Here is a 19,756-nt window from a genome sequence, read left to right as displayed (position 1 = left end):
TATCGTCAGAAATTCTTAGGAAATTACTATGCCAGGCTTACTACCAAACGTTGACCCAGATGGTTTATTGGAGTTCTCAGTCGTTTATACCGACCGCTCCTTAAATCACATGTCTGAAGAATTTAAGCGTGTGATGGTTGATATCTCCAGTGTGCTTAAAGATGCATACAATGCGAGCTCTGCTGTGATTGTTCCTGGAAGCGGCACGTTTGGCATGGAAGCCGTGGCTCGTCAGTTTGCAAATCAGCAAAAGTGCTTAGTTTTGCGTAACGGCTGGTTTAGCTATCGCTGGACCCAGATTTTTGATTTGGCCAACATTACAAATGACATTACTGTTATCAAAGGCAAGCAATTAGAAAATACTACGCAGGGTGTATTTGCTCCTGCACCAATTGAAGAAGTAGTGGCTTTTATCAAAAAAGAAAAGCCTGCTGTTGTCTTCGCTCCGCACGTTGAAACCTCTGCCGGAATTATTTTGCCAGATGAATATCTCAAGGCGGTTGGCGAAGCGGTTCGTTCTGTGAATGGTTTGTTCGTACTAGATTGCATCGCTTCAGGTGCAATGTGGGTTGATATGAAAGCATGCAATGTGGATGTATTGATTACTGCACCACAAAAAGGTTGGAGTAGTTCCCCATGCTGTGCGTTGATTGCTATGAGTGACCGTGCTCGTGAGCTTATTGATACTACACAGAGCAGCAGTTTCTCGATGGATTTGAAAAAATGGCTTCAGATTATGGAAGCCTATGAGAAGGGTGGTCATGTTTATCACACCACTATGCCTACCGATGCTCTGAAGATTTTGCGTAATGTGATGCAAGAAACCCAATCTCTTGGATTTGCAGCTCTCAAACAAAAACAAATTGAATTGGGTACGAAGGTTCGTGAGCTCTTGGTATCAAAGGGCTATGACTCAGTTGCTGCAAAAGGTTTCCAGGCTCCATGTGTCGTGGTGAGCTATACCAAGGATCCGGATATTCAGTCGGGTAAAAAGTTTATTGCCCTGGGTATGCAAACAGCTGCAGGTGTTCCATTGCAGTGTGATGAAAGACCAGACTTCCGCACTTTCCGTATTGGATTGTTTGGCCTGGAGAAATTGGCACACGTTGATCGCACCGTTGATCACCTGGCTAAAGCTTTGGAGAAGATTACTGAGGCTGAAGCACTTCCTGCTTAATTCAACAGAGTATTAAGACAAGGCCATCATATGATGGCCTTTTTTATTTCCTTGCTAGAGGATTTGGTGTTGCTTCTCCAATCTTATGCAAGGTATTGTTATCAACGTGATGAAACAGGGCATCTTGGCCTTTGATTTTCAACACGGTGTCTTGTTCATATGACCAGGTCTCATCATCATGGATGATCACCTCAATATGATATTCAACAGTTTTAAATGCGTACTCTAAAAATGGATTGGAAGAGATCCCTGCATTAGGATCACCTTCTTTCGCATGCAATTCAAAGTGCTTGGCAGTGGCAGTGGCTATGCCCGAAGCCATCGTCGTCATTCCGCGTGGAATAGTGAGCGTGTGAATAATGTTTCCAGTTGCAGGCTCCCAAAGCCAGTAGCCCACTTGATCATGATAGGTTTTAACTTGATCAGGCTTAGTAATGTGGGCGTGATATCTCAAGCCATAAAATAATTGAGGGCCATTGGTTTGAGGATCTATCGGCTGAAGCTCAATGCGTTCAACATAAGCTTGTTTCTTAGGGCCATCTACTTTGGGTTTGACATCAAGGCCGCGAATACCTTCCCATATCCCAGCCATTCCTGTGAAAGGACCAAGCATGCTGAGGGTATCAACTGAATAGCCTTGAGGCTCCGTAAAAATATCGCTAGGAAAATCATTCATCAATAACTTTCTTTAAATGAGGTATTTATGACAAATTTTTGAGTATGATCAAATTATCAACCAACTTTCCTGGAGAATTTTATGATTTCTCGAATTGCGCACCTCAGCACTATCACTTTGGTATCTGCTGCTATTGCCTTATCACCTATAGCAGTGATGGCTGCGGATCCAGCTCCAGCTCCGGTGGCTGCTCCAGCCGCCGCACCTGTGCCAGCTGAGCCGGTATCAGAGAAAAAAGTAAAGAAGACTAAGAAAGACAAGAAGGCAGACAAAAAAGCAAAGAAGAAGTCTAAGAAGAAAGCCAAAGCTGCCGCTACCGCCCCTGTAGCAACTCCAGCTCCTGCACAGTAAGGTTTCGCTAAGCCCCCTCTTAATTGAGGGGTTCAGTTCTATCAAAGTCATCTGATTTTTTGGGATCAGGTGACTTTTTATTTGATGGGTCATTGCGAACTAAAAGCCACATGGCGGCGATTACCAAAGTCATCCCGCTGATTTGCATCCAGGTAATGGGTTCCGATAAAAATGCATAGCCCATAAAGATGGTGGATACGGGTCCCAGTATTCCTGCTTGCGCAACCAAGGGTGAGCCAATGCGATTGATTGCCATCATGATCATGAGCATAGGAATGACAGTGCATAAGCTGGCATTTAGCAAGCTCAGCCAGTAAATTTGCGGCAATTGCTCGAGCAAAGAAGTGGGGTTGTAGATAAGAGACTGCGCCACACTAAATACTGTAGAGGATGAGCTGGCATAAACAACCAGGCGCACACTTCCAATGCGCTTCACCATTTCCCCTGCGCCAATCATATAGACCGCATAAAAGCAGGCGCTAGAGAACACGAGGAACATACCCAACCATGCACTAATACCGGAGGAGCTGGCATCCTGAATGAAGACCACAATCACGCCTAGATAGCCAACAATTAATGCATACCACTGCAGGCGAGAGATGGATTTTTGGAGAACAAAATAGGATATGAGTAAGACGATTGTTGGAGTGAGATACAAAACGATTCTCTCTAAGCCAACAGAAATATATTGGAGCCCCAAGAAATCGACATAGCTAGAAAGAAAGTAGCCTAAAAATCCGAGGCCAATCATCTTGCCGCGATCAGACCAACTTAAAGGACTCATGGGGCTTCTGCGCGAGTACCACCAATAGATTCCCCAGAACATCGGAAAAGCCATCAACATACGGAGCGCTATGAGGGTTTCCGCATTTGCACCATCTGCAAAAGCTAGCTTGATCAGAACGGCTTTGCCAGAGAAGAGCATTGAGCCAACAGCAGCCATCAGGATGCCATAGAGGTAATGTCGATGATGATGTGCTGCGCTAGCCGATTGCATACCGTTTTATAACAGTCTATTTAACAAGCTTCTCATCTCCAAGATGACTTCAGAAGGTGTTAAGCCTATTGGCCCAACACCTTTACTTACCAGACTATCTGCAGCGCGTGCATGAAGTTCTACAGCGAGCCCACTTGCCTCCCAGAGATTCAGTTGGTGACGAAGTCCTTGGGCTGCAATCGCGGCAATACTTCCTGTGAGTACATCACCCATGCCACCTGTTCCCATGCCGGCATTACCTTCTGCACACTGCAGCGGCTGGTAATTTGGTGAGGCAATTAAGGTGTTTTGGCCTTTGAGTACTACGATGGATTGAGTCAACTCTACTAACTGCGCTAATGCGTCAACGCGATTGGCTTGCACATCTACTGCAGAGCTATGTAATAAGTTGGCGGCTTCACCGGGATGCGGTGTGAGTACGGTTTGCTCGGGATACTCTTGATTGCGTTTTTGAAGTGCCTGTAAAAGATCCTGATTACTAGCAATTAAATTAATCGCATCTGCATCAATAACAATGGGCGCATGAGTACTGCTTAAGATATTGTGAAGCAAATGTTTAGCTAATGCAGAAACTCCAAGCCCAGGACCGATGGCGATGATATCTGCTTTATTTTGTTGAGCGCTGAAATTAATCTTGGGATCCGCAAGACGAATCATCAATTCTGGATGATCCATGTAGGCATGGGCCGAAGTAGGGTCGAGCATTTCTAGAATGGTCCAGCCAGCACCTAAGTACAGACAGGCGTTGCCAGCTAATAAGAGCGCACCTGCCATACCAGGCGCACCACCGACCAAAATCACTTTACCGGCATCACCCTTGTGCTCAGCGGGAGCGCGTTTTAAGCGTTGAGCTAATTTAAGTGCATTGAGTTTGATGGGTAAGGTGCTCATATAGCCAGTATCGATCCAATCCAGGGGATTGAGATCATTGTAAGGCTGGATACTCTTGCTAACTCAACCTTGTCACTTATTCGGCTACTCTAGCGCCTTGTATGCCATGACGTTTCATAGATTCAGCTACAAATCCTGATGACTTTAAGTCAGCAATGATGCCGCTCAAATAAATGGTCGTCTTTTCAAATTCAGGTCTAGCCTTCGGAATGCCAATGGCCTGATTAATGACCATGAATCGTCCAGGAAGCATGCGTAAACCGTTATAGCGTTTGGCATCACTTTCTAGCTGTTGTTTAACTCCTGCAGCCACATTTCCTTTACCAGCCATAAAATCATCCACTACAGCTTGTGAACTGGCTGCACGAAGTAGGGTGGCATTTTTAATTTCACGGGTGAGGAATAGATCGTATGCGCTTCCTTTACCAACCACAATCTCTACACCAGAACGATCCACATACTCATTTACCTTGAGATTGGAATCGGCTTTGACCATGTAGGCACCTTCAATCTGGATGTAGGGCGGTGTGTAGCTTACATCTGCACCTCGAACGGGATCAATTGCTACAAAGATGAGATCAATCTTGCCAGTCTTAATGGCATCCACTGTAGAGCCAGCGGTTTGAAAAGGAACGAGTTCAATTGGGATGCCAGCACGTTTACCGATTTCATTTGCAATATCAATCGTCACTCCCTTTGGCTTTTGAGTGCCCGCATCAAGTCCAGCCAAAACGGGATTGCCTAAATTAATACCAACACGCAAAGTGCCGGTAGGAGCAAAGGATTGAATCATTTTGGCGTCAATTTGGTTCATTGGTTGTGAGAAGCTTATTTGAGAAAAGAAAAGGAGGAGTAGGGTAAGCGTAGTTTTCATGGGCAAATGATATAAAAAAACCGCGGCTAGCCGCGGTTTCATTTTCATTGCGAAAAATTACTTCTTAGCGTCAGGTGCTGGTGCAGCAGCAGGGGCTGCTGGAGCCGCCGCAGGGGCATCTTTCTTAGCTTCTTCCATGTGAGCAGCTTCAGCGCCATGCTTCTCGCCACCCATATCAATGTCGCCGTCGCCTTTGATGAGTAAATAGGCGGTGGCACTAATTAAAACCAGTACCATGATGATGATTGAACGGTTGCTCATTGCTTTTCCTTCGATTTGGTTGAAATTCTAGGGATTTTAAACCTTAATAAGGGTGGGGTATATCCCTAAAACCCCCTAGACTTGAATTTTGTTAAGGATAGGTATAAATACTAGTTTCCCCAATATAAGTTGATGAAGTTAGGCTTACTCAGTCCAAAAGGTAATATGGAGTTACTCTTTCCGCCAAAGGTTGCAGCATGAAGTCCAAGCTCCCAACAAATAATTCTCAGACTATTACTGACTTTTTGGATATTAAAAAAAGCCAGATTTCTGAGGAAAGTTCAATAGATTCCTATAAGTTCGCATTTGATGATGAGGCTTTTCTTGCTCGTCGTGAAACCATCGGTATTCGCTTTGAGCTGGAGTTACTCAAGCCAGAAATTCTGTTGAATGAACATGGCATCGAGCACACCATTACTGTATTTGGCTCAACCCGTTTTGTCAGTTATGAGCGAGCCCTTGATCTAGAGGCAAAGGCTGTCACTCCAGTGGAGATGGAGGAAGCAAAAAAAGCACTGCTACACAGTCGTTATTACGAATCAGCTAGAGAGTTTGGCGGTTTAGTGGCCCAGTACAACGCTACGCAAAAGCAGGGGAATAATAAGTTATACATCTGCACTGGTGGCGGCCCAGGAATTATGGAGGCTGCCAATCGTGGTGCATTTGAGGCTGGTGATCAAACTATTGGATTTAATATCAGTCTACCTAGAGAGCAGCATCCCAATCCTTATATTAGCCCCGGTTTAAGTTTTCGCTTTCATTACTTCGCTCTTCGAAAAATGCATTTTATGTTGAGAGCTCGAGCGATAGTTGCCTTCCCTGGTGGCTTTGGATCATTTGATGAGTTGTTTGAAGTATTAACGCTGATGCAAACCAAAAAGGTTGACCGCTTCCCAGTTATTCTGGTGGGCAAAGCCTTTTGGACTGAAATGGTGAATTTCAAGCAAATGATTGAGTTCGGCGTCATTGATGAAATTGACATGCATGGGGTGCACTTTGTAGAAACTGCTGAGGAGGCCTGGAAGTACATTCGAGACTGGTACCAGCTCGCTTAATGCCCCTGTAAAATAGCGTTAGTTTTAAAGATTATGAATATTCACCAAACTCTCGCCACCGAACTAGATCTTCCAGCCTACCTATTGGGAGCTTTGATGTTGATCGTAGTCATGATCTTTCATGGCGTCTTACTTTTGCAGATTGCTAAACGCTATGAAGTGAGATCCTATCTATTACTAGCTGAAAAGAAATTTGCCTCTGTCAGTATCTGTTTTTACATCAGCGTATTTCTTTTGTTTATGACCCATATTGTTGAGATCGTGATATGGGGTTTTGCTTTGTATCTATTTAAGCTCCTACCTAACCTAGGTGACAGTATTTTATTTGCTGGTAGCACTTACACTGCAATGGGATTTATGGAGGACATACTTCCTAATGGTTGGAAGATGTTAGCGGTCATTATTGCGTTTTCTGGGATGTTTGCCTTTGCTTGGACTGCCTCGGCGATGATCTCCATGACCAAAAATTTCCGGCAGGCCTATACCAGGATGCATATGGAGAAACTAAAGATTTCTTCTGACATCATTGATCGCTTTCATTAAGCCATGAGCAAAATATGGGATGCCGTCATTATTGGCGGTGGCGCGGCTGGCCTGTTTTGCGCTGGCGTCGCTGGGCAACTAGGTAAAAAAATATTAGTACTCGATCATGCCGATATCTTGGGTGAAAAGATCCGTATTAGCGGCGGCGGCCGCTGCAATTTCACGAACATGCACAGCACCCCAGCCAATTTTTTATCGCTCAATCCCCATTTTGTAAAAAGCGCCATAGCCAAATATCCAGCAAAAGAATTTATTCAACTTGTCAGCGAATACGGGATTCGATATCACGAGAAGCATCAGGGGCAACTGTTTTGTGATGACTCTGCAAAACAAATTATTGAAATGTTGATGAGTGAATGTGCAAAAGGCGGTGTGACTATTCGTCATCCGGTCTCAGTTCAATCTATTTCTCAAGCAGATGCTCAATGGCGTGTTGAAACAAATCATGGCATTGAAATCACAAAGGCTGTGGTGATGGCTACAGGCGGTTTACCAGTACCAGCAATTGGGGCAAGCGCCTATTCTTTGGATATCGCAAAACAATTCGACTTAGCAGTCGTTGAGCCTAGGCCAGCCCTAGTGCCGCTATCGTTCACTGCCGATACATTCGGCAATCTGAGTGAGCTTGCAGGTTTAAGCGTTCCCGTTCGCATTGCTTCTGGTTCAAAAGGAGATCGTTATGGCGCCTGCCGCTTCAATGAGGATTTACTTTTGACGCATAAAGGCTTATCTGGGCCAGCTGTCTTGCAAGCAAGTAGTTATTGGGTTGAGGGTGAGCCCATTCATGTGGATTGGCTAGGTTCACTTGAGCGCCCCGGAGGCTTTAATTGCGATGAGTTATTTAATAAGGAAGAAAATCGCTTAAAGCTAACGGAAACAATTTTGGCATCCGTACTACCCCAGCGTCTTGCAAGAGCTTTTGCCGAACAAAAAAATTTACTGGGACGCAAATGGGCTGAGGTTTCTAAAAAAGATCGTCAGGCTTTAAAAGAATTGCTAACGAATTGGTCCGTCAAGCCAGCAGGAACTTTGGGTTGGAAGAAGGCCGAAGTTATGCTTGGCGGCGTTGATACAAAAGAGCTAGATGGTCAAACAATGATGTCTCGCAAACATTCCGGTCTATTCTTTATTGGCGAGTGCGTTGATGTAACGGGCCATTTAGGAGGGCACAATTTTCAATGGGCTTGGGCGAGCGGTTTTGCCTGTGCTCAGGCCCTTGGCTAGTTTGGCTGATTTCTCATCCAGTCAGCCGTATTGAAAAAAGATTCTTCTAGCTGCTTTCCAACATCTTCATGAATGCCGCAATCTTCCATAGCTTGATACATACAAACTAACCATTGATTGCGTTCTTTCATTCCTATTTTATAAGGAAGATGTCTGGCACGTAACATCGGGTGACCATATTTCGGAGAGTAGATATCAGGTCCACCCATCCATCCAGTGAGAAAAAATTTCAGTTTTTCTCTAGAGTCCGATAGATCTTGAGGATGCATATTGCGTAATTCAGCCAAACTGGGTTCTAAGGCCATGAGGTCGTAAAAGCGGTCCACTAGTTCATTGACCTTATCGACTCCCCCAATGCTCTCATACAGGTTTTGACGTTCACTCATACCCTTTATTTTAATACTGATAAGAGGGGGAATTGGCAGTTCCCTAATTTGGGTATAGAGTAGAGAATGGACTTAAATAGTAGTGCAATTAATCAGAAACAAATGGATAGGAGAGTGGAAATGGACCCAAAAGATATGCAGAAGTGGCAGCGAGAAAAGGCAAAAGAGTTGTTTGATTATTCCCATAAGCTATTAGACGCAGCCAAAGATCTGAGTGCTCATCACCTTGCCGAGATGGAGTGGGGCATGAAGAACGCACTAGACAGCGCTAAATCTGCAGCTAAAAATGATTTGGAAAAATTAAAAGGTTTACAAGACGATGCTGCAAAAGAAGCTGCTAAACGTGCTGCTACCTATCAAAAGAAGGTGAAGTCTGTTCTCAAGGATATTGGCGAGAGCGCTGCAGATGAAACTGAAAAGCATCTTGAGCAAGTACGTAGCTCTTTAGTATCCTGGTTGGAGGATGCGGAAAATAAAATGCCATCCCATGCTGACAAGATATCTAAGGTAGTGCATGAGATGTCAACGACCGGTCAAAAGATGTTTCAAGAAGGTCGAAAAATTGTGAACCAAGTAGCAGAGACTGCTGAAAAGAATCTTGATGAGATGGTGAAGAAGTCTTCTGGAAAAAAATAAGCTTTAAGTCAATCGTTTTTCAAATCAGCTGCCCTTATAACCATAAGTGGCAGCTTTTTTATTTCCAACCCTGAATCCATAGATTGCTGTCTCGCAGTTCTTTCCAGGGGATTTGCTTGGTTTTCTTGCTATAGACCGCCTCAATCTCAATGAATTCAATCGGCTGACTCAGATCCTCTGGCAGGATCAATTTACTCACTAAAAAATGTTTTTGTTTGGCGATGGGTTGTACTGCCGTCCATTTACTTAAGAGTAATTTCTTGGGACTGATCCGATTCATCGTATTACAGTGCAGTGCACTGATAATCCTGGCTATTGCCATGAAGCAATCCCGATACTGGTGTAAATACAAAGTCAGCATCTTGAATATTGGCAGGACAGGCTTTGGAAAAGAAGCTACGCTCACCAAGGCTTCCACAATAGTCAAACTGCTGTTCCTGAAATTGCATCTGCGCTTTTTTAGTCACCATTTTGCTTTTGGCTCCTGCCGATGAGAGGCAGTTCCATGTGGTGTAGCTATCTCGCCCGCAGGCCAGTAGAGCGCAGCAGGAAAGTATCAGCGCAAATGACCGTACTGCAATTTTACTTAGATGCATTAAAGAACCCAAAAGTGATGGGTGCCATCCTTGCCCAGTTGTTCAACTAAGCCAAATTCCCAATCCAAGTAGGCTTGCATTGCTTTCGGATCAACGCTAGTGCCTTCGTATGGGCGCTTATACCGATCTAGGGGTGGTGATGCTAAGTGGCTAGCCCCTTTTTCTAGTTCCAATCCACTCTTGACCCATGCTTGGGTACCACCATCTAAGACATACACTTCGGCCTTAGTCAGTTTTTCCAGTTCATGAGCCGCAAAGTATGCAAGCTCACTTGGATTGCTCGTCAGAACGTAGCGATCGACTTGTGGAATCTGCTTTAGGGCTTCAGTTAGTTGAGAGCGCAGGGCATACCAGCTTCCTGGAATATGACCTTTAATGTAATTAGCATGGGTACTCAAATCAATTGCTATCGTATTGCTATCCGTTTTAAGCCAGCCAGAAAGTGTATTGGCATCTACTAGATTGACTTTGGGAAGGACGGGTAATGGTGGTTTCCATGTTCCTTTTTCCGTGAGATCGCTTGCATTGAGACCATCCAATACGTAGACATCCCATGCCATTTGGGCTAACCAAGAGGCGGGCATATTTGCCCTGACGCCACTGGGATCAGCCAACACAATGCGCGCGCCTCGAACGGGCGCTGTCATTTCTGTTTCTTGCACAAGTTGACCTCCGGGGACGGAGCGAAAGCCTGGTAGATGACCAGCTTCATACTCTTCGGGGGTGCGAGTGTCAAAAAAGTAGGTGGTTCGTTCCGATTGGCCTTGCCAGAGTTTGACATCGGCAAGACTAGCGCGTTTCACGCCTGCACGATCGGCGACGCTTCTTGCGCGATCAGCAGCCTCTTCAGCAGTTTTGTTGCTGACATCCGGAAAGCGGCGGGTTTGACCTTTATCAAGCTCTTGTCCAGCAAGTGTCCAACCTATAGTGCCATTGCGCAATGCATTGACTTCATTAGGAATGCCTGCATTGATGAGGGATTGCGTACCAATAATGCTACGCGTTCTACCAGCGCAATTCACAATAATTTTTGTTTTAGGATTGGGTGCTAGTTCAGGTACGCGTAGAACCAACTCTGCTCCCGGGACGCTAATACCAGTTGGGATGCTCATCGTGTTGTACTCATCAAAGCGACGCACATCTACTACGACAACATCCTCTTGAGCATCCAGCATCCGCTTTACGTCTTGCGCTGATAAAGAAGGAGTATGGCGTTTTGATTCAACAAACTCACCAAATGATTTACTTGGAACATTAACATCTTTAAAAACCTCGCCACCCGCCGCTTTCCAAGCGGTAACGCCACCAGCAAATACGGAAACGTCTGGGTACCCGAGCGCAATGAGTCTTTCAGCTGCGAGCTGAGCAAAACCTTCACCATCATCCAAGGTAACAATGGGCACATCCCTACGGGGCAACTTCCCATAGGCATCAAATTCAATTTTGGATAAGGGGAGATTGGCAGCAAATAGAGGATGTTCTTGAGCATGAGGATCTTCTTCACGGACATCTAGGAGCGCAATCTCCTCCTTATTGAGAAGTTTATTCCGAATAAATTCATAATTTTTAGTGTTGATACTCATCTTGTCTCTATTTATTTCTTCAATTAATCTAATTTAGCGTTAGATTTTTTAACGACTTCACTCCAGCGAACAATTTCTTGGCTTATAAAGGTAGAAAGTTCAGCGCGTGACATCTTAGGAACGCTAGCTCCCAATCCTGCCCAACGCTCTTTGATCTCAGGAGAGGCAAGTGCGATTTGTACTTCGGCACTCATTTTTTCAACAATCTCTTTAGGGGTGCCTTTGATTGCCCACATTGCGTACCAGCTAGAGACAACAAAATTGGAGATACCTAATTCCTGTGCGGTTGGTACATTGGGGAATGCATCACTTCTCTTGCTGCTAGCAACAGCGACTGCAACTAGCTGACCACTTTTGATAAATGGAGCTGCTCCCGCCAAGGTATCAAACATCATATCGACCTGACCGGCAACCAAATCTTGAAGCGCAGGGCCAGTGCCACGATAGGGGATGTGCGTAATAAATAATTTATTTTGCATCTTAAATAATTCGCCGGCAAGATGCTGAGAGGTGCCATTTCCTGTAGATGCATAGTTGAATTTACCTGGATTCTTGCGAATTTCTTCAACAATGGATTTCAGATCATTTTTGGAAAACTTGTTGGGGTTCACAACAATGACGTGTGGAACGCTACCAATGATGGCGATCGGCTCAAAATCCTTAGTAATGTCATAAGGTAGATTGAGATACATACTTGGGGCAATAGAGTGGTGCACTGCACCAAGAAGCCAGGTGTATCCGTCTGGGGCCATTTTGGCTGCTGCTGCCGCACCTACAGTCCCGCCAGCACCACCGCGGTTGTCGACAACAATCGAAGTGCCCAGCTGAGTAGATAGTTGCTTGGCTAAAGGGCGCCCAAATGCGTCAACCGCGCCGCCAGGGGGGAAGGGGTTAATAAAGGTAATTGGCTTGCCAGGACTTGGCCAGGAAGTCGTTTGAGCGCTTGCCGTAAGGACAAAGAGTCCGGTTAGGGCTAATAGAACGAATCTTTTAAGCATGATGACAGTCTCCATTTTGTTTTTTTACTAATGTACTCGTTTTTAGCTGATCCCTGCTTTCTAGGCGTTATCCCTGATGAAAGCGGTCATTTTCTATAGTTTTTATGGGGATATACTGATTTCGTTGTTGGAATGTATATTTTTTAGATGATGAGGAGACAAGATGTCACAACACGATACATTGTTAGCTGCTTTTGAAACATACAAAGCTGAGAACGAAAAGTTTATTGAAAAGGGCATTAAGGCATCCGCTGCACGTGCTCGTAAAGCCTTACAAGAAATTGCTGGTGCTTGCAAAGAGCGTCGCAAAGAAATCACAGCAGCAAAAGAGGCAATGGAAGCTAAGAAGTAATTCTTATCCCATTGATCTGCAGGCCTAGCCTTAAAACGCTAGGCTTTTTTATTGCCTCAATTTAGAGAGTCACGCCAAACAGGGTCAGTTTCATAGCCTGACTGCGTACGGATACTAATGCCTGATATTGGGGACTCTTGACCCAAGCATGTGCATCCTCTTGGCTCGGAAAGTGTAGCTCTACATAAGTACTAAAAGAATTGCAATCAAGTTCATTCCAAAAGATCTCAGTAATGGCTCCGCGCGCATAGATCAATCCTTTGTGCAGCTCCACGGTTTGGCCTACCTGCCTCCGGTATTCCTCAAATGCATTTTGATCAGTAAGCTCCATTAAACCAATCACTTTGAAAGTCATATATCCCCACTTAGATTCTTTAATATAGAGAGTTTATAAGCACGCTATAGTTTAGGTATGAATCGAGAGCAATTTTTCCAGAAACTAGAGAAGGATGGCTATCCTCACCCTGTAGAGGTAGTTCGAGAGCCAAATGGATCTTTAGGTGATCACACGCATCCGTTTGAGGTTATTGCACTCGTCTTGAGTGGCAATATTGAATTAACGGTTGAGGGCATTACAAGTCACTATCAGGCTGGTGAAGCTTTTCATCTAAAGCATGAGCAGCCGCATTCTGAAACCTATGGTCCAAATGGTGTGCATTACTTGGCCGCTAGAAAATAATCCTTAATACTGAATTAGGAAAAATATGAAAATCGGATTTATTGGCTTGGGAAATATGGGATTGCCGATGGCTATCAATTTAGTGAAAGCAGGTCATGAGGTCACTGGATTTGATTTGGTAGATAGCCAACTGAAGGCTTTTACTACCGCCGGAGGTAAGGTAGTTGCTAATGCGAATGCTGCAGCTCAGGATGTTGAGGTGTTAATTAGCATGTTGCCAGCCTCTAAGCACGTAGAAGGCTTATATCTTGGTGAGCATGGTTTATTGGCTCACGCAAATCCAAGAACATTATTGGTGGATTGTTCAACGATTTCACCAAAGGTTGCGCAAACTGTAGCGGCTGCTGCAAAAGCAAAAGGTTTTTCTATGATTGATGCACCCGTCTCTGGTGGCACCGCGGGCGCTCAGGCGGGAACTTTGACATTTATGGTGGGTGGTGATCCGGCAGATCTGGAGCGTGCGCGTCCTTTGCTAGAAAAAATGGGCAAGAATATTTTTTATGCGGGATCGAGTGGTGCTGGTCAAACTATTAAGGTTTGCAACAATATGCTTTTAGGTATTCAGATGCTAGGTACCAGTGAGGCTTTACGTTTAGGTATTGCCAATGGTTTAGATCCCAAAGTACTGTCAGACATCATGGCTAAAAGTTCAGGCCGAAATTGGGCGCTAGAGCTCTATAACCCATGTCCTGGTGTGATGGATAACGTGCCTTCTTCAAAAGGCTATGCAGGCGGTTTTGGGGTGGACTTAATGCTAAAAGATTTGGGCTTGGCTGTTGAGAATGCCGAAAATTTAGATGCTGATGTCCCATTGGGAAAAATGGCTAGAGCGCTTTATGAAGCCCATAGTCAATCAGGAAATGGACAATTAGATTTCTCGAGCGTGTTTCATCTCAAGAAAACTAGTTAAGAAATAACTAGCGCCCGCTCTTGACGCTTGCTCATTTGACCTATGACCCGAGCACCAAGGAAGTGATGTTGATTGAAAATGTCTAAGACTTCCTTAACGCAATCGGGGCTGCAAGACACCAATAAGCCACCGCTTGTCTGGGGATCAGTCAACAGTGCTTGTTGTGCTAACGAGAAATCGCCTGGAATAGTCACTTCACTTCCATAGCTTTCCCAGTTACGGCCAGAAGCGCCAGTAATGACGCCATCATCTGCAAATTGTTGAACATTCGATAGCAGGGGCACTTGACTCCAGTCGATGTGCGCAGTGCAGTTTGATCCTCTAGCCAACTCAAGTAAATGACCGGCCAAACCAAAGCCAGTGACATCAGTTAGCGCATGAACACCAGCAAGCTTGGCGAGATCTGGACCAGCGGCATTGAGTTTGGTGGTGTTGGCAATCATCTCGCGATAACCATCTGGTCCGAGAAGATCTTTTTTAAGAGCAGCTGAGAGAATGCCGACACCCAAAGGTTTGCCTAATATCAGTACATCACCAGGTTTGGCTGAAGCGTTGCTTTTAATTCTTTGTGGATCAACGATGCCAATAGCAACTAAACCATAAATGGGTTCTACGGAATCAATCGTGTGACCGCCCGCAATCGGAATGCCAGCGCTACGACATGCTTCAGCACCACCTTCTAAAATGCGCGCAATTGTTTTATTTGATAAGACCTTAATAGGCATGCCTACTAAAGCGAGTGCAAATAAGGGGGTACCACCCATGGCGTATATATCACTAATGGCATTGGTCGCCGCAATCTTTCCAAAGTCATAGGGGTCATCAACGATTGGCATAAAAAAATCAGTGGTAGCCACAATCGCTTGAGTGTCATTGATTTGATAGACCGCTGCATCATCTGAAGTTTCGATGCCGATCAGCAGTTCTTTTGGAAAGGGCAGTTGAGGAACACTCTTCAGAATTTCAGAAAGAACGCCGGGGGCAATTTTGCAGCCACAACCGCCACCATGAGATAGGGAGGTCAGGCGCGGTTCTGGGTTTGTACTCATGGTCAATATTTTATCGGATGATTTAGCGATTAAAGCTTCTCTTTGGCGGGCTGCTGCGTTTGGCGGCAGGCTTGCCAGCGCTCCCGGGTTTCCTAGATTGCTGGTGCTGCTGACTACGAAGCTGAATGGGTTGAGCGACTGCATTAGGATCCGGTTCAAATCCGGCAATGACCTCTTGCGGAAGTTTTTGCTTAATCAGTTTTTCAATATCTCTGAGCATTTGATGTTCATCTACGCAAACCAAAGAGACGGCTACACCATTTGATCCTGCTCGACCTGTACGTCCAATGCGGTGCACATAATCTTCTGATATGTTCGGTAAATCATAGTTCACAACGTGAGGCAATTGATCAATATCGATTCCGCGCGCAGCAATATCGGTGGCAATCAAAGCGGTTAATTTACCCGCCTTAAAGTCTGCCAATGCCTTAGTGCGAGCAGTCTGACTCTTGTTGCCGTGAATGGCCATACAGGTAATGCCATCTTTTTCCAGCTGGGTGACGAGTTTATTTGCACCATGTTTGGTGCGAGTAAATACCAGTACCTGCTTCCAATCATTGGTCTTAATTAAATGTGCCAGTAAAGGCTGCTTCTTATTACGATCTACGGGATGTATTAATTGGGCAATCGCTTCATTTGCACTATTGCTGCGGGCCACCTCTATCAACTCTGGTGAATTCAGCAATCCATCGGCTAAGGATTTAATTTCATCAGAAAAGGTTGCTGAGAACAACAGGTTTTGACGTTTCTTGGGAAGAACTGCCAGAATCTTTTTGATATCACGTAAGAAGCCCATGTCGAGCATTCGGTCTGCCTCATCGAGTACTAAGATCTCAATATCATTTAGTGAAACGCATTTTTGCGACATTAAATCTAAGAGGCGACCAGGCGTAGCAACCAAAATATCTAAACCTGAAGCAATTGCTTTGATCTGAGGATTTGCACCCACGCCACCAAAAATCACAGCCGATTTAAGACCGGTGTATTTGCCGTAAATCATTACAGATTCTTGAACTTGAGCTGCTAATTCACGGGTAGGAGTCAAGATGAGTACTTTAAGTAAGCGCTTTCCACCGCCTGATTTGGTGCTACTGCTGAGGCGCTGCAGGATAGGTAGGGTAAAGCCAGCTGTTTTACCGGTGCCAGTTTGTGCAGCAGCCAGTAAATCGCCGCCTTTTAAGACGGCAGGAATCGACTTAGCTTGAATAGGAGTGGGGCTGGTATAGCCTTCTTCAGCAATAGCGCGAAGCAGGGGTTCGGATAAACCGAGATCTGTGAATAACATAGGGACCAATGAAGTATTGGCCCGTATTCAATTGAAAGACAATCCCGGCCAATGGGGTGAGCTGCCACGCTAAAGCATTTGCAGTAAGAGCTTCTATTTTAAGTCATAGGTGACTTAATGGTAACTAAAAGGTGACCAAAGCGAGTTTACTGTGAAGTAGCCCAGAGATTGGGAACTAGCGTATTGGCATAACCTGAGATAAAAGTCTTTTCTTGGCCTGTAATGGGGTCATAGACAGCACGTTGTACTTTGCCAATATTGGCACCATAAACATGAATACTGATAGAGGTTTGATCTGTATGGTTATTGGCTACTTCATGGATGTCATGCGTATTTGGCGAAACGGTGTCGACATGACCTGGCGAGCAAATGACGGGAGTGCCCGACTTATAACTGCCATCAGGCTGTTGGTGAAAAGGGGTGCCTTTTTCTTCTCCCCGAAGTTGTCCCACCATGCCCCATACGGTGTGGTTATGTACGGGCGTTTTCTGGCCGGGCCCCCAAACAAAGCTGACGATCGAAAAGCGATCAAATGGATCTGCGTAGAGTAAATATTGTTGATAGTACTGAGGGTGTGGTTTGGTAAATTCTTCTGCAAGCCAATCATCTTTAGCAATTAACTCTTCGAGTAGCGCTTTTCCTTGCGTAAAAATAATCTTCTCGCTTGGCTTAGTCTCAAGCAATTGGCTTAGTTGTTTTACAAAGCTGAGTAGTCTTCCGTCAGTCATGGTGTCATCAGTCTATGAAAAGCCAATCAGGAATGGCTTTAGGTTTGAGCGTTTTGGTATCAACACAAACAATATGTAATAAAGCGCTGGCGATCATCTGCAAGTCGTCAGTATCACCATCCTGAATCATTCGGCTGGCAGTTTGTTTGACGGCAACTTGTGTTCTACCTCGATGTTCGATCACTTGATCAATGTATAGCAGGTCATCTAATCTACCCGGTTTGTAAAAGTTCATTTTGAGCTCGCGTACGGGAAGTAGGATGCCGAACTCATTAATGAGTTTAGTGGGGCTCAATTCTCTTTGATAGAGCCATTCAGCTCGACTGCGCTCAAAAATTTCGAGGTAGCGTCCGTGATAAACAAAACCAGCAGCGTCAGTATCTGAATAGCAAACGCGATGTAAATAGGGGGTAGGGGCAACAGTCATTTGTATTAGCTAGAAATTGGCAATAAGAGAATCATATTACGATGTGGAATACCCGCTTCCTCATAGATTGATCCCTGGGCCATAAAGCCGAATTTTTCATAAAAAGGAATAGCGCTAACCTGAGCGTGCAGGGTGAGTGTAGACATCCCTTGATTAGCCGCTAGATCAATCAGTTGAATCAGAATGGCTTTACCGAATCCTTGCCCCCGAAAGTCGGCTAAGACCGCCATTCTCCCAATCTGGCCTGCATTCTGATTAACTGCAACCAGCCTACCTGTTCCAATACATTGATCCTCCCAGAATGCCAGGGCGTGCCAAGCTATGGGGTCAAATTCATCTAGCTCCAACTCCTTGGGGATGCCTTGTTCCTCAATGAAGACCGTTTGACGTATGGCATAGGCTTGCTTAGAGGCTTCTTGCCAGGTCTGAATCAATATCACTGAGCGCCTTTTAAATGAAAGAGAAATGAAATATACCGTAGGTACAATCAGATCAGTAATTGCAAAAGTTACTAAATTCTTACACAACCCCACATTAAATTGGAGCTATTTTGAAGAGAACATTTATCGCAGGTTTACTAGCCACCGCCGGTCTTGTTATGGCAAGCGCTTCTATTGCACAAGTCCCAGCAAAGATGGTCCCATTGGCTGCTGATATCGCAGTATTGACTGCAACTGTAGATTCAGTTGATGCAAAGAAGCGCATTGTGGTTCTCAAAGATGCAAATGCTAATTTGATGCAGATGAACGTATCTAAGCAAATTAATGATTTAGAAAAAGTAAAGAAGGGCGACATATTTGTGATTGAGCATGCTCAAGCTATTGCAGTTGGACTAACTGCAGCGGGTAAGGATGCTAAGCCTGGGGTATCTGGCGTTCGTTCTATGACTATTGCAGGCAAAGGATCAGCAAAGCCTTTTGAAGAAATTACGGATACTGTTTACGCTACTGTCAAGATTTCCACAATCGATGCTAAATCACGTATCGTCACTTTCACAATGCCAAATGGCGAGAAGCAGAAAGTGAAAGTGGATCAAAGTGTTTTAGGTCTTGAAAAATTCAAGGCAGGCGATGATGTCATGATTGAGTATGTTGATGACACAGCGCTTGGATTTGTTGCTCCTAAGAAATAAGCTTTTCCAAGATAAAAAGCCCGCAGATGCGGGCTTTTTTCATAACTGCAATAGGGTTCATTTCTTAGCATTTGGGAAAAACAGCTGCTCGCCACCAATTTGATAGCTGGCAATCACGTCTTGTCCATTCTTAGACAGAATCCAGTCGATGAATGCCTGACCTTCAGCTTTCTTCACATTAGGAAACTTCGCTGGATTGACTAACATCACGCCATATTGATTAAAGAGCTTTGGGTCACCTTGGACTAGGATGGCTAGATCGCCACGGTTCTTAAAGCTTAACCAGGTTGCACGGTCTGCCAAGATGTAGCCATTCATAGCTGAGGCCGTATTTAATGCTGGACCCATTCCTGAGCCTGTCTCTTTGTACCATGATGAGCCTGGGACAGGTGTGACGCCTGCATCTTTCCAGTAACGCAATTCTGCAGCATGCGTTCCGCTCTTATCTCCACGAGACACAAAAGGCGCTTGTGAGGATGCAATCTTTTTAAATGCTACTTGAATGTCTTTTCCTCCAGCAATTTTTGCGGGATCAGATTTGGGGCCAATGAGTACAAAGTCGTTGTACATCACTTCATTACGTTGTGTAGAAAAACCTTCGCTCACAAACTTCTCTTCGGCTGGCTTGTCATGCACAAAGACCACATCGGCATCACCACGTCGTCCAATATCGAGCGCTTGACCGGTTCCTACGGCTACTACTTTGACATCAATACCTGTTTTCATTTTGAAAATTGGCAAAATAAAGCCAAACAACCCAGATTGCTCAGTGGAAGTGGTGGATGAAAGCACAATGCTTTTCTCTTGGGCGGTCGCATTTTGAGCTAATAGCCCAAGCGTTGTGATAACAATCGCTAGGAAGCGTTTAGAGAAAGTGTTCATTCTGTATTCCCATTGGTATTCAGTTAAGATCTGTCATATTACAAAACATCAATATGCAAAAAAT

Annotated in this window: 27 protein-coding genes; 10 read left to right on the top strand and 17 right to left on the bottom strand. The window is 44.8% G+C overall.

Annotation, left to right across the window (positions count from 1 at the left end; translation table 11 throughout):
- Positions 1-28 precede the first annotated feature (28 nt).
- On the top strand, positions 29-1,177 hold the full coding sequence (locus ICN41_RS00970) for an aminotransferase class V-fold PLP-dependent enzyme (RefSeq protein WP_216290944.1): 1,149 nt from the start codon (positions 29-31) through the stop codon (positions 1,175-1,177).
- A gap of 43 nt (positions 1,178-1,220) precedes the next feature.
- Here the strand turns inward: ICN41_RS00970 and ICN41_RS00965 are convergent, their stop codons facing one another.
- Positions 1,221-1,853, bottom strand: a complete 633-nt coding sequence (locus ICN41_RS00965; protein ID WP_216290943.1) for an FABP family protein — start codon at positions 1,851-1,853, stop codon at positions 1,221-1,223.
- Between the two features lie 81 nt (positions 1,854-1,934).
- On the opposite strand from ICN41_RS00965, the gene ICN41_RS00960 reads away from it, so the two are divergent.
- The gene (locus tag ICN41_RS00960; RefSeq protein WP_216290942.1) at positions 1,935-2,204 is read left to right on the top strand and encodes a protein tyrosine phosphatase; all 270 of its coding nucleotides are present in this window, start codon (positions 1,935-1,937) and stop codon (positions 2,202-2,204) included.
- A 19-nt stretch (positions 2,205-2,223) separates the two neighbouring features.
- On the opposite strand, the gene ICN41_RS00955 is transcribed toward ICN41_RS00960, so the two are convergent.
- From ICN41_RS00955 to ICN41_RS00940, 4 genes are all read right to left on the bottom strand, one after another.
- On the bottom strand, positions 2,224-3,201 hold the full coding sequence (locus ICN41_RS00955) for a DMT family transporter (protein ID WP_216290941.1): 978 nt from the start codon (positions 3,199-3,201) through the stop codon (positions 2,224-2,226).
- Positions 3,202-3,207: 6 nt separating this feature from the next.
- Complete coding sequence (locus ICN41_RS00950; RefSeq protein WP_216290940.1) at positions 3,208-4,092, bottom strand: NAD(P)H-hydrate dehydratase; 885 nt, start codon at positions 4,090-4,092, stop codon at positions 3,208-3,210.
- 76 nt (positions 4,093-4,168) lie between these two features.
- A complete protein-coding gene (locus tag ICN41_RS00945; RefSeq protein ID WP_216290939.1) occupies positions 4,169-4,906 on the bottom strand; it encodes an ABC transporter substrate-binding protein in 738 nt (245 codons plus the stop codon).
- A 117-nt stretch (positions 4,907-5,023) separates the two neighbouring features.
- The gene (locus ICN41_RS00940; protein ID WP_216290938.1) at positions 5,024-5,227 is read right to left on the bottom strand and encodes a hypothetical protein; all 204 of its coding nucleotides are present in this window, start codon (positions 5,225-5,227) and stop codon (positions 5,024-5,026) included.
- A 197-nt stretch (positions 5,228-5,424) separates the two neighbouring features.
- Between ICN41_RS00940 and ICN41_RS00935 the strand changes: the two genes are divergently transcribed.
- Genes ICN41_RS00935 through ICN41_RS00925 form a run of 3 tightly spaced genes read left to right on the top strand, consistent with a single transcriptional unit; the run spans position 5,425 to position 8,049 of the window.
- Positions 5,425-6,282 (top strand): LOG family protein, encoded by an 858-nt coding sequence (locus ICN41_RS00935; protein WP_216290937.1) that lies wholly within the window; start codon positions 5,425-5,427, stop codon positions 6,280-6,282.
- Between the two features lie 33 nt (positions 6,283-6,315).
- Positions 6,316-6,825 (top strand): ion channel, encoded by a 510-nt coding sequence (locus ICN41_RS00930; RefSeq protein ID WP_216290936.1) that lies wholly within the window; start codon positions 6,316-6,318, stop codon positions 6,823-6,825.
- 3 nt (positions 6,826-6,828) lie between these two features.
- Positions 6,829-8,049 (top strand): NAD(P)/FAD-dependent oxidoreductase, encoded by a 1,221-nt coding sequence (locus ICN41_RS00925; RefSeq protein ID WP_216290935.1) that lies wholly within the window; start codon positions 6,829-6,831, stop codon positions 8,047-8,049.
- Here the strand turns inward: ICN41_RS00925 and ICN41_RS00920 are convergent.
- Positions 8,046-8,435, bottom strand: coding sequence for a group II truncated hemoglobin (locus ICN41_RS00920; RefSeq protein WP_216290934.1), 390 nt, complete (start codon positions 8,433-8,435; stop codon positions 8,046-8,048). The genes ICN41_RS00925 and ICN41_RS00920 overlap by 4 nt on opposite strands.
- Positions 8,436-8,555: 120 nt before the next feature.
- On the opposite strand from ICN41_RS00920, the gene ICN41_RS00915 reads away from it, so the two are divergent.
- On the top strand, positions 8,556-9,071 hold the full coding sequence (locus ICN41_RS00915) for a hypothetical protein (protein ID WP_216290933.1): 516 nt from the start codon (positions 8,556-8,558) through the stop codon (positions 9,069-9,071).
- A gap of 58 nt (positions 9,072-9,129) precedes the next feature.
- Here ICN41_RS00915 and ICN41_RS00910 read toward each other — a convergent pair whose 3' ends face one another.
- From ICN41_RS00910 to ICN41_RS00895, 4 genes are read right to left on the bottom strand one after another with little or no spacing between them, the layout of a single operon-like run.
- On the bottom strand, positions 9,130-9,351 hold the full coding sequence (locus ICN41_RS00910) for a TIGR02450 family Trp-rich protein (RefSeq protein ID WP_216290932.1): 222 nt from the start codon (positions 9,349-9,351) through the stop codon (positions 9,130-9,132).
- A 4-nt stretch (positions 9,352-9,355) separates the two neighbouring features.
- On the bottom strand, positions 9,356-9,667 hold the full coding sequence (locus ICN41_RS00905) for a hypothetical protein (protein ID WP_216290931.1): 312 nt from the start codon (positions 9,665-9,667) through the stop codon (positions 9,356-9,358).
- A complete protein-coding gene (locus ICN41_RS00900) occupies positions 9,667-11,250 on the bottom strand; it encodes a rhodanese homology domain-containing protein (protein WP_216290930.1) in 1,584 nt (527 codons plus the stop codon). Before ICN41_RS00900 ends, ICN41_RS00905 begins: the two co-directional genes overlap by 1 nt.
- 23 nt (positions 11,251-11,273) lie before the next feature.
- The gene (locus tag ICN41_RS00895) at positions 11,274-12,248 is read right to left on the bottom strand and encodes a tripartite tricarboxylate transporter substrate binding protein (RefSeq protein WP_216290929.1); all 975 of its coding nucleotides are present in this window, start codon (positions 12,246-12,248) and stop codon (positions 11,274-11,276) included.
- A 163-nt stretch (positions 12,249-12,411) separates the two neighbouring features.
- Here ICN41_RS00895 and ICN41_RS00890 point away from each other — a divergent pair, with 163 nt between their 5' ends.
- The gene (locus ICN41_RS00890; RefSeq protein WP_028819023.1) at positions 12,412-12,600 is read left to right on the top strand and encodes a hypothetical protein; all 189 of its coding nucleotides are present in this window, start codon (positions 12,412-12,414) and stop codon (positions 12,598-12,600) included.
- A gap of 61 nt (positions 12,601-12,661) precedes the next feature.
- On the opposite strand, the gene ICN41_RS00885 is transcribed toward ICN41_RS00890, so the two are convergent.
- A complete protein-coding gene (locus ICN41_RS00885; protein ID WP_216290928.1) occupies positions 12,662-12,955 on the bottom strand; it encodes a DUF1330 domain-containing protein in 294 nt (97 codons plus the stop codon).
- A 57-nt stretch (positions 12,956-13,012) separates the two neighbouring features.
- Between ICN41_RS00885 and ICN41_RS00880 the strand changes: the two genes are divergently transcribed.
- On the top strand, positions 13,013-13,279 hold the full coding sequence (locus tag ICN41_RS00880; protein ID WP_216290927.1) for a cupin domain-containing protein: 267 nt from the start codon (positions 13,013-13,015) through the stop codon (positions 13,277-13,279).
- A gap of 25 nt (positions 13,280-13,304) precedes the next feature.
- The gene (gene mmsB, locus ICN41_RS00875) at positions 13,305-14,189 is read left to right on the top strand and encodes a 3-hydroxyisobutyrate dehydrogenase (protein ID WP_216290926.1); all 885 of its coding nucleotides are present in this window, start codon (positions 13,305-13,307) and stop codon (positions 14,187-14,189) included.
- Here the strand turns inward: mmsB and selD are convergent.
- The 5 genes from selD to ICN41_RS00850 form a co-directional block, all read right to left on the bottom strand.
- Complete coding sequence (gene selD / locus ICN41_RS00870; RefSeq protein ID WP_216290925.1) at positions 14,186-15,238, bottom strand: selenide, water dikinase SelD; 1,053 nt, start codon at positions 15,236-15,238, stop codon at positions 14,186-14,188. The genes mmsB and selD overlap by 4 nt on opposite strands.
- A 22-nt stretch (positions 15,239-15,260) precedes the next feature.
- Positions 15,261-16,523 (bottom strand): DEAD/DEAH box helicase, encoded by a 1,263-nt coding sequence (locus tag ICN41_RS00865; protein ID WP_216290924.1) that lies wholly within the window; start codon positions 16,521-16,523, stop codon positions 15,261-15,263.
- A 146-nt stretch (positions 16,524-16,669) separates the two neighbouring features.
- Positions 16,670-17,251, bottom strand: coding sequence for a hypothetical protein (locus ICN41_RS00860; protein ID WP_216290923.1), 582 nt, complete (start codon positions 17,249-17,251; stop codon positions 16,670-16,672).
- A 7-nt stretch (positions 17,252-17,258) separates the two neighbouring features.
- Positions 17,259-17,678, bottom strand: a complete 420-nt coding sequence (locus tag ICN41_RS00855) for a YbgC/FadM family acyl-CoA thioesterase (protein WP_216290922.1) — start codon at positions 17,676-17,678, stop codon at positions 17,259-17,261.
- Between the two features lie 5 nt (positions 17,679-17,683).
- Positions 17,684-18,118, bottom strand: a complete 435-nt coding sequence (locus ICN41_RS00850) for a GNAT family N-acetyltransferase (RefSeq protein ID WP_370629067.1) — start codon at positions 18,116-18,118, stop codon at positions 17,684-17,686.
- A 110-nt stretch (positions 18,119-18,228) separates the two neighbouring features.
- On the opposite strand from ICN41_RS00850, the gene ICN41_RS00845 reads away from it, so the two are divergent.
- The gene (locus ICN41_RS00845; RefSeq protein WP_255537832.1) at positions 18,229-18,810 is read left to right on the top strand and encodes a hypothetical protein; all 582 of its coding nucleotides are present in this window, start codon (positions 18,229-18,231) and stop codon (positions 18,808-18,810) included.
- Between the two features lie 57 nt (positions 18,811-18,867).
- Here the strand turns inward: ICN41_RS00845 and ICN41_RS00840 are convergent, their stop codons facing one another.
- Positions 18,868-19,692, bottom strand: coding sequence for a substrate-binding domain-containing protein (locus ICN41_RS00840; protein ID WP_216290921.1), 825 nt, complete (start codon positions 19,690-19,692; stop codon positions 18,868-18,870).
- Positions 19,693-19,756: the final 64 nt, after the last annotated feature.

The sequence above is a fragment of the Polynucleobacter sp. 15G-AUS-farblos genome (assembly GCF_018882445.1).
Lineage (GTDB): Bacteria > Pseudomonadota > Gammaproteobacteria > Burkholderiales > Burkholderiaceae > Polynucleobacter.
The sequence above is the reverse complement of the archived record's forward strand: the minus strand, read 5'-3'. Positions and strand labels throughout refer to the sequence as shown.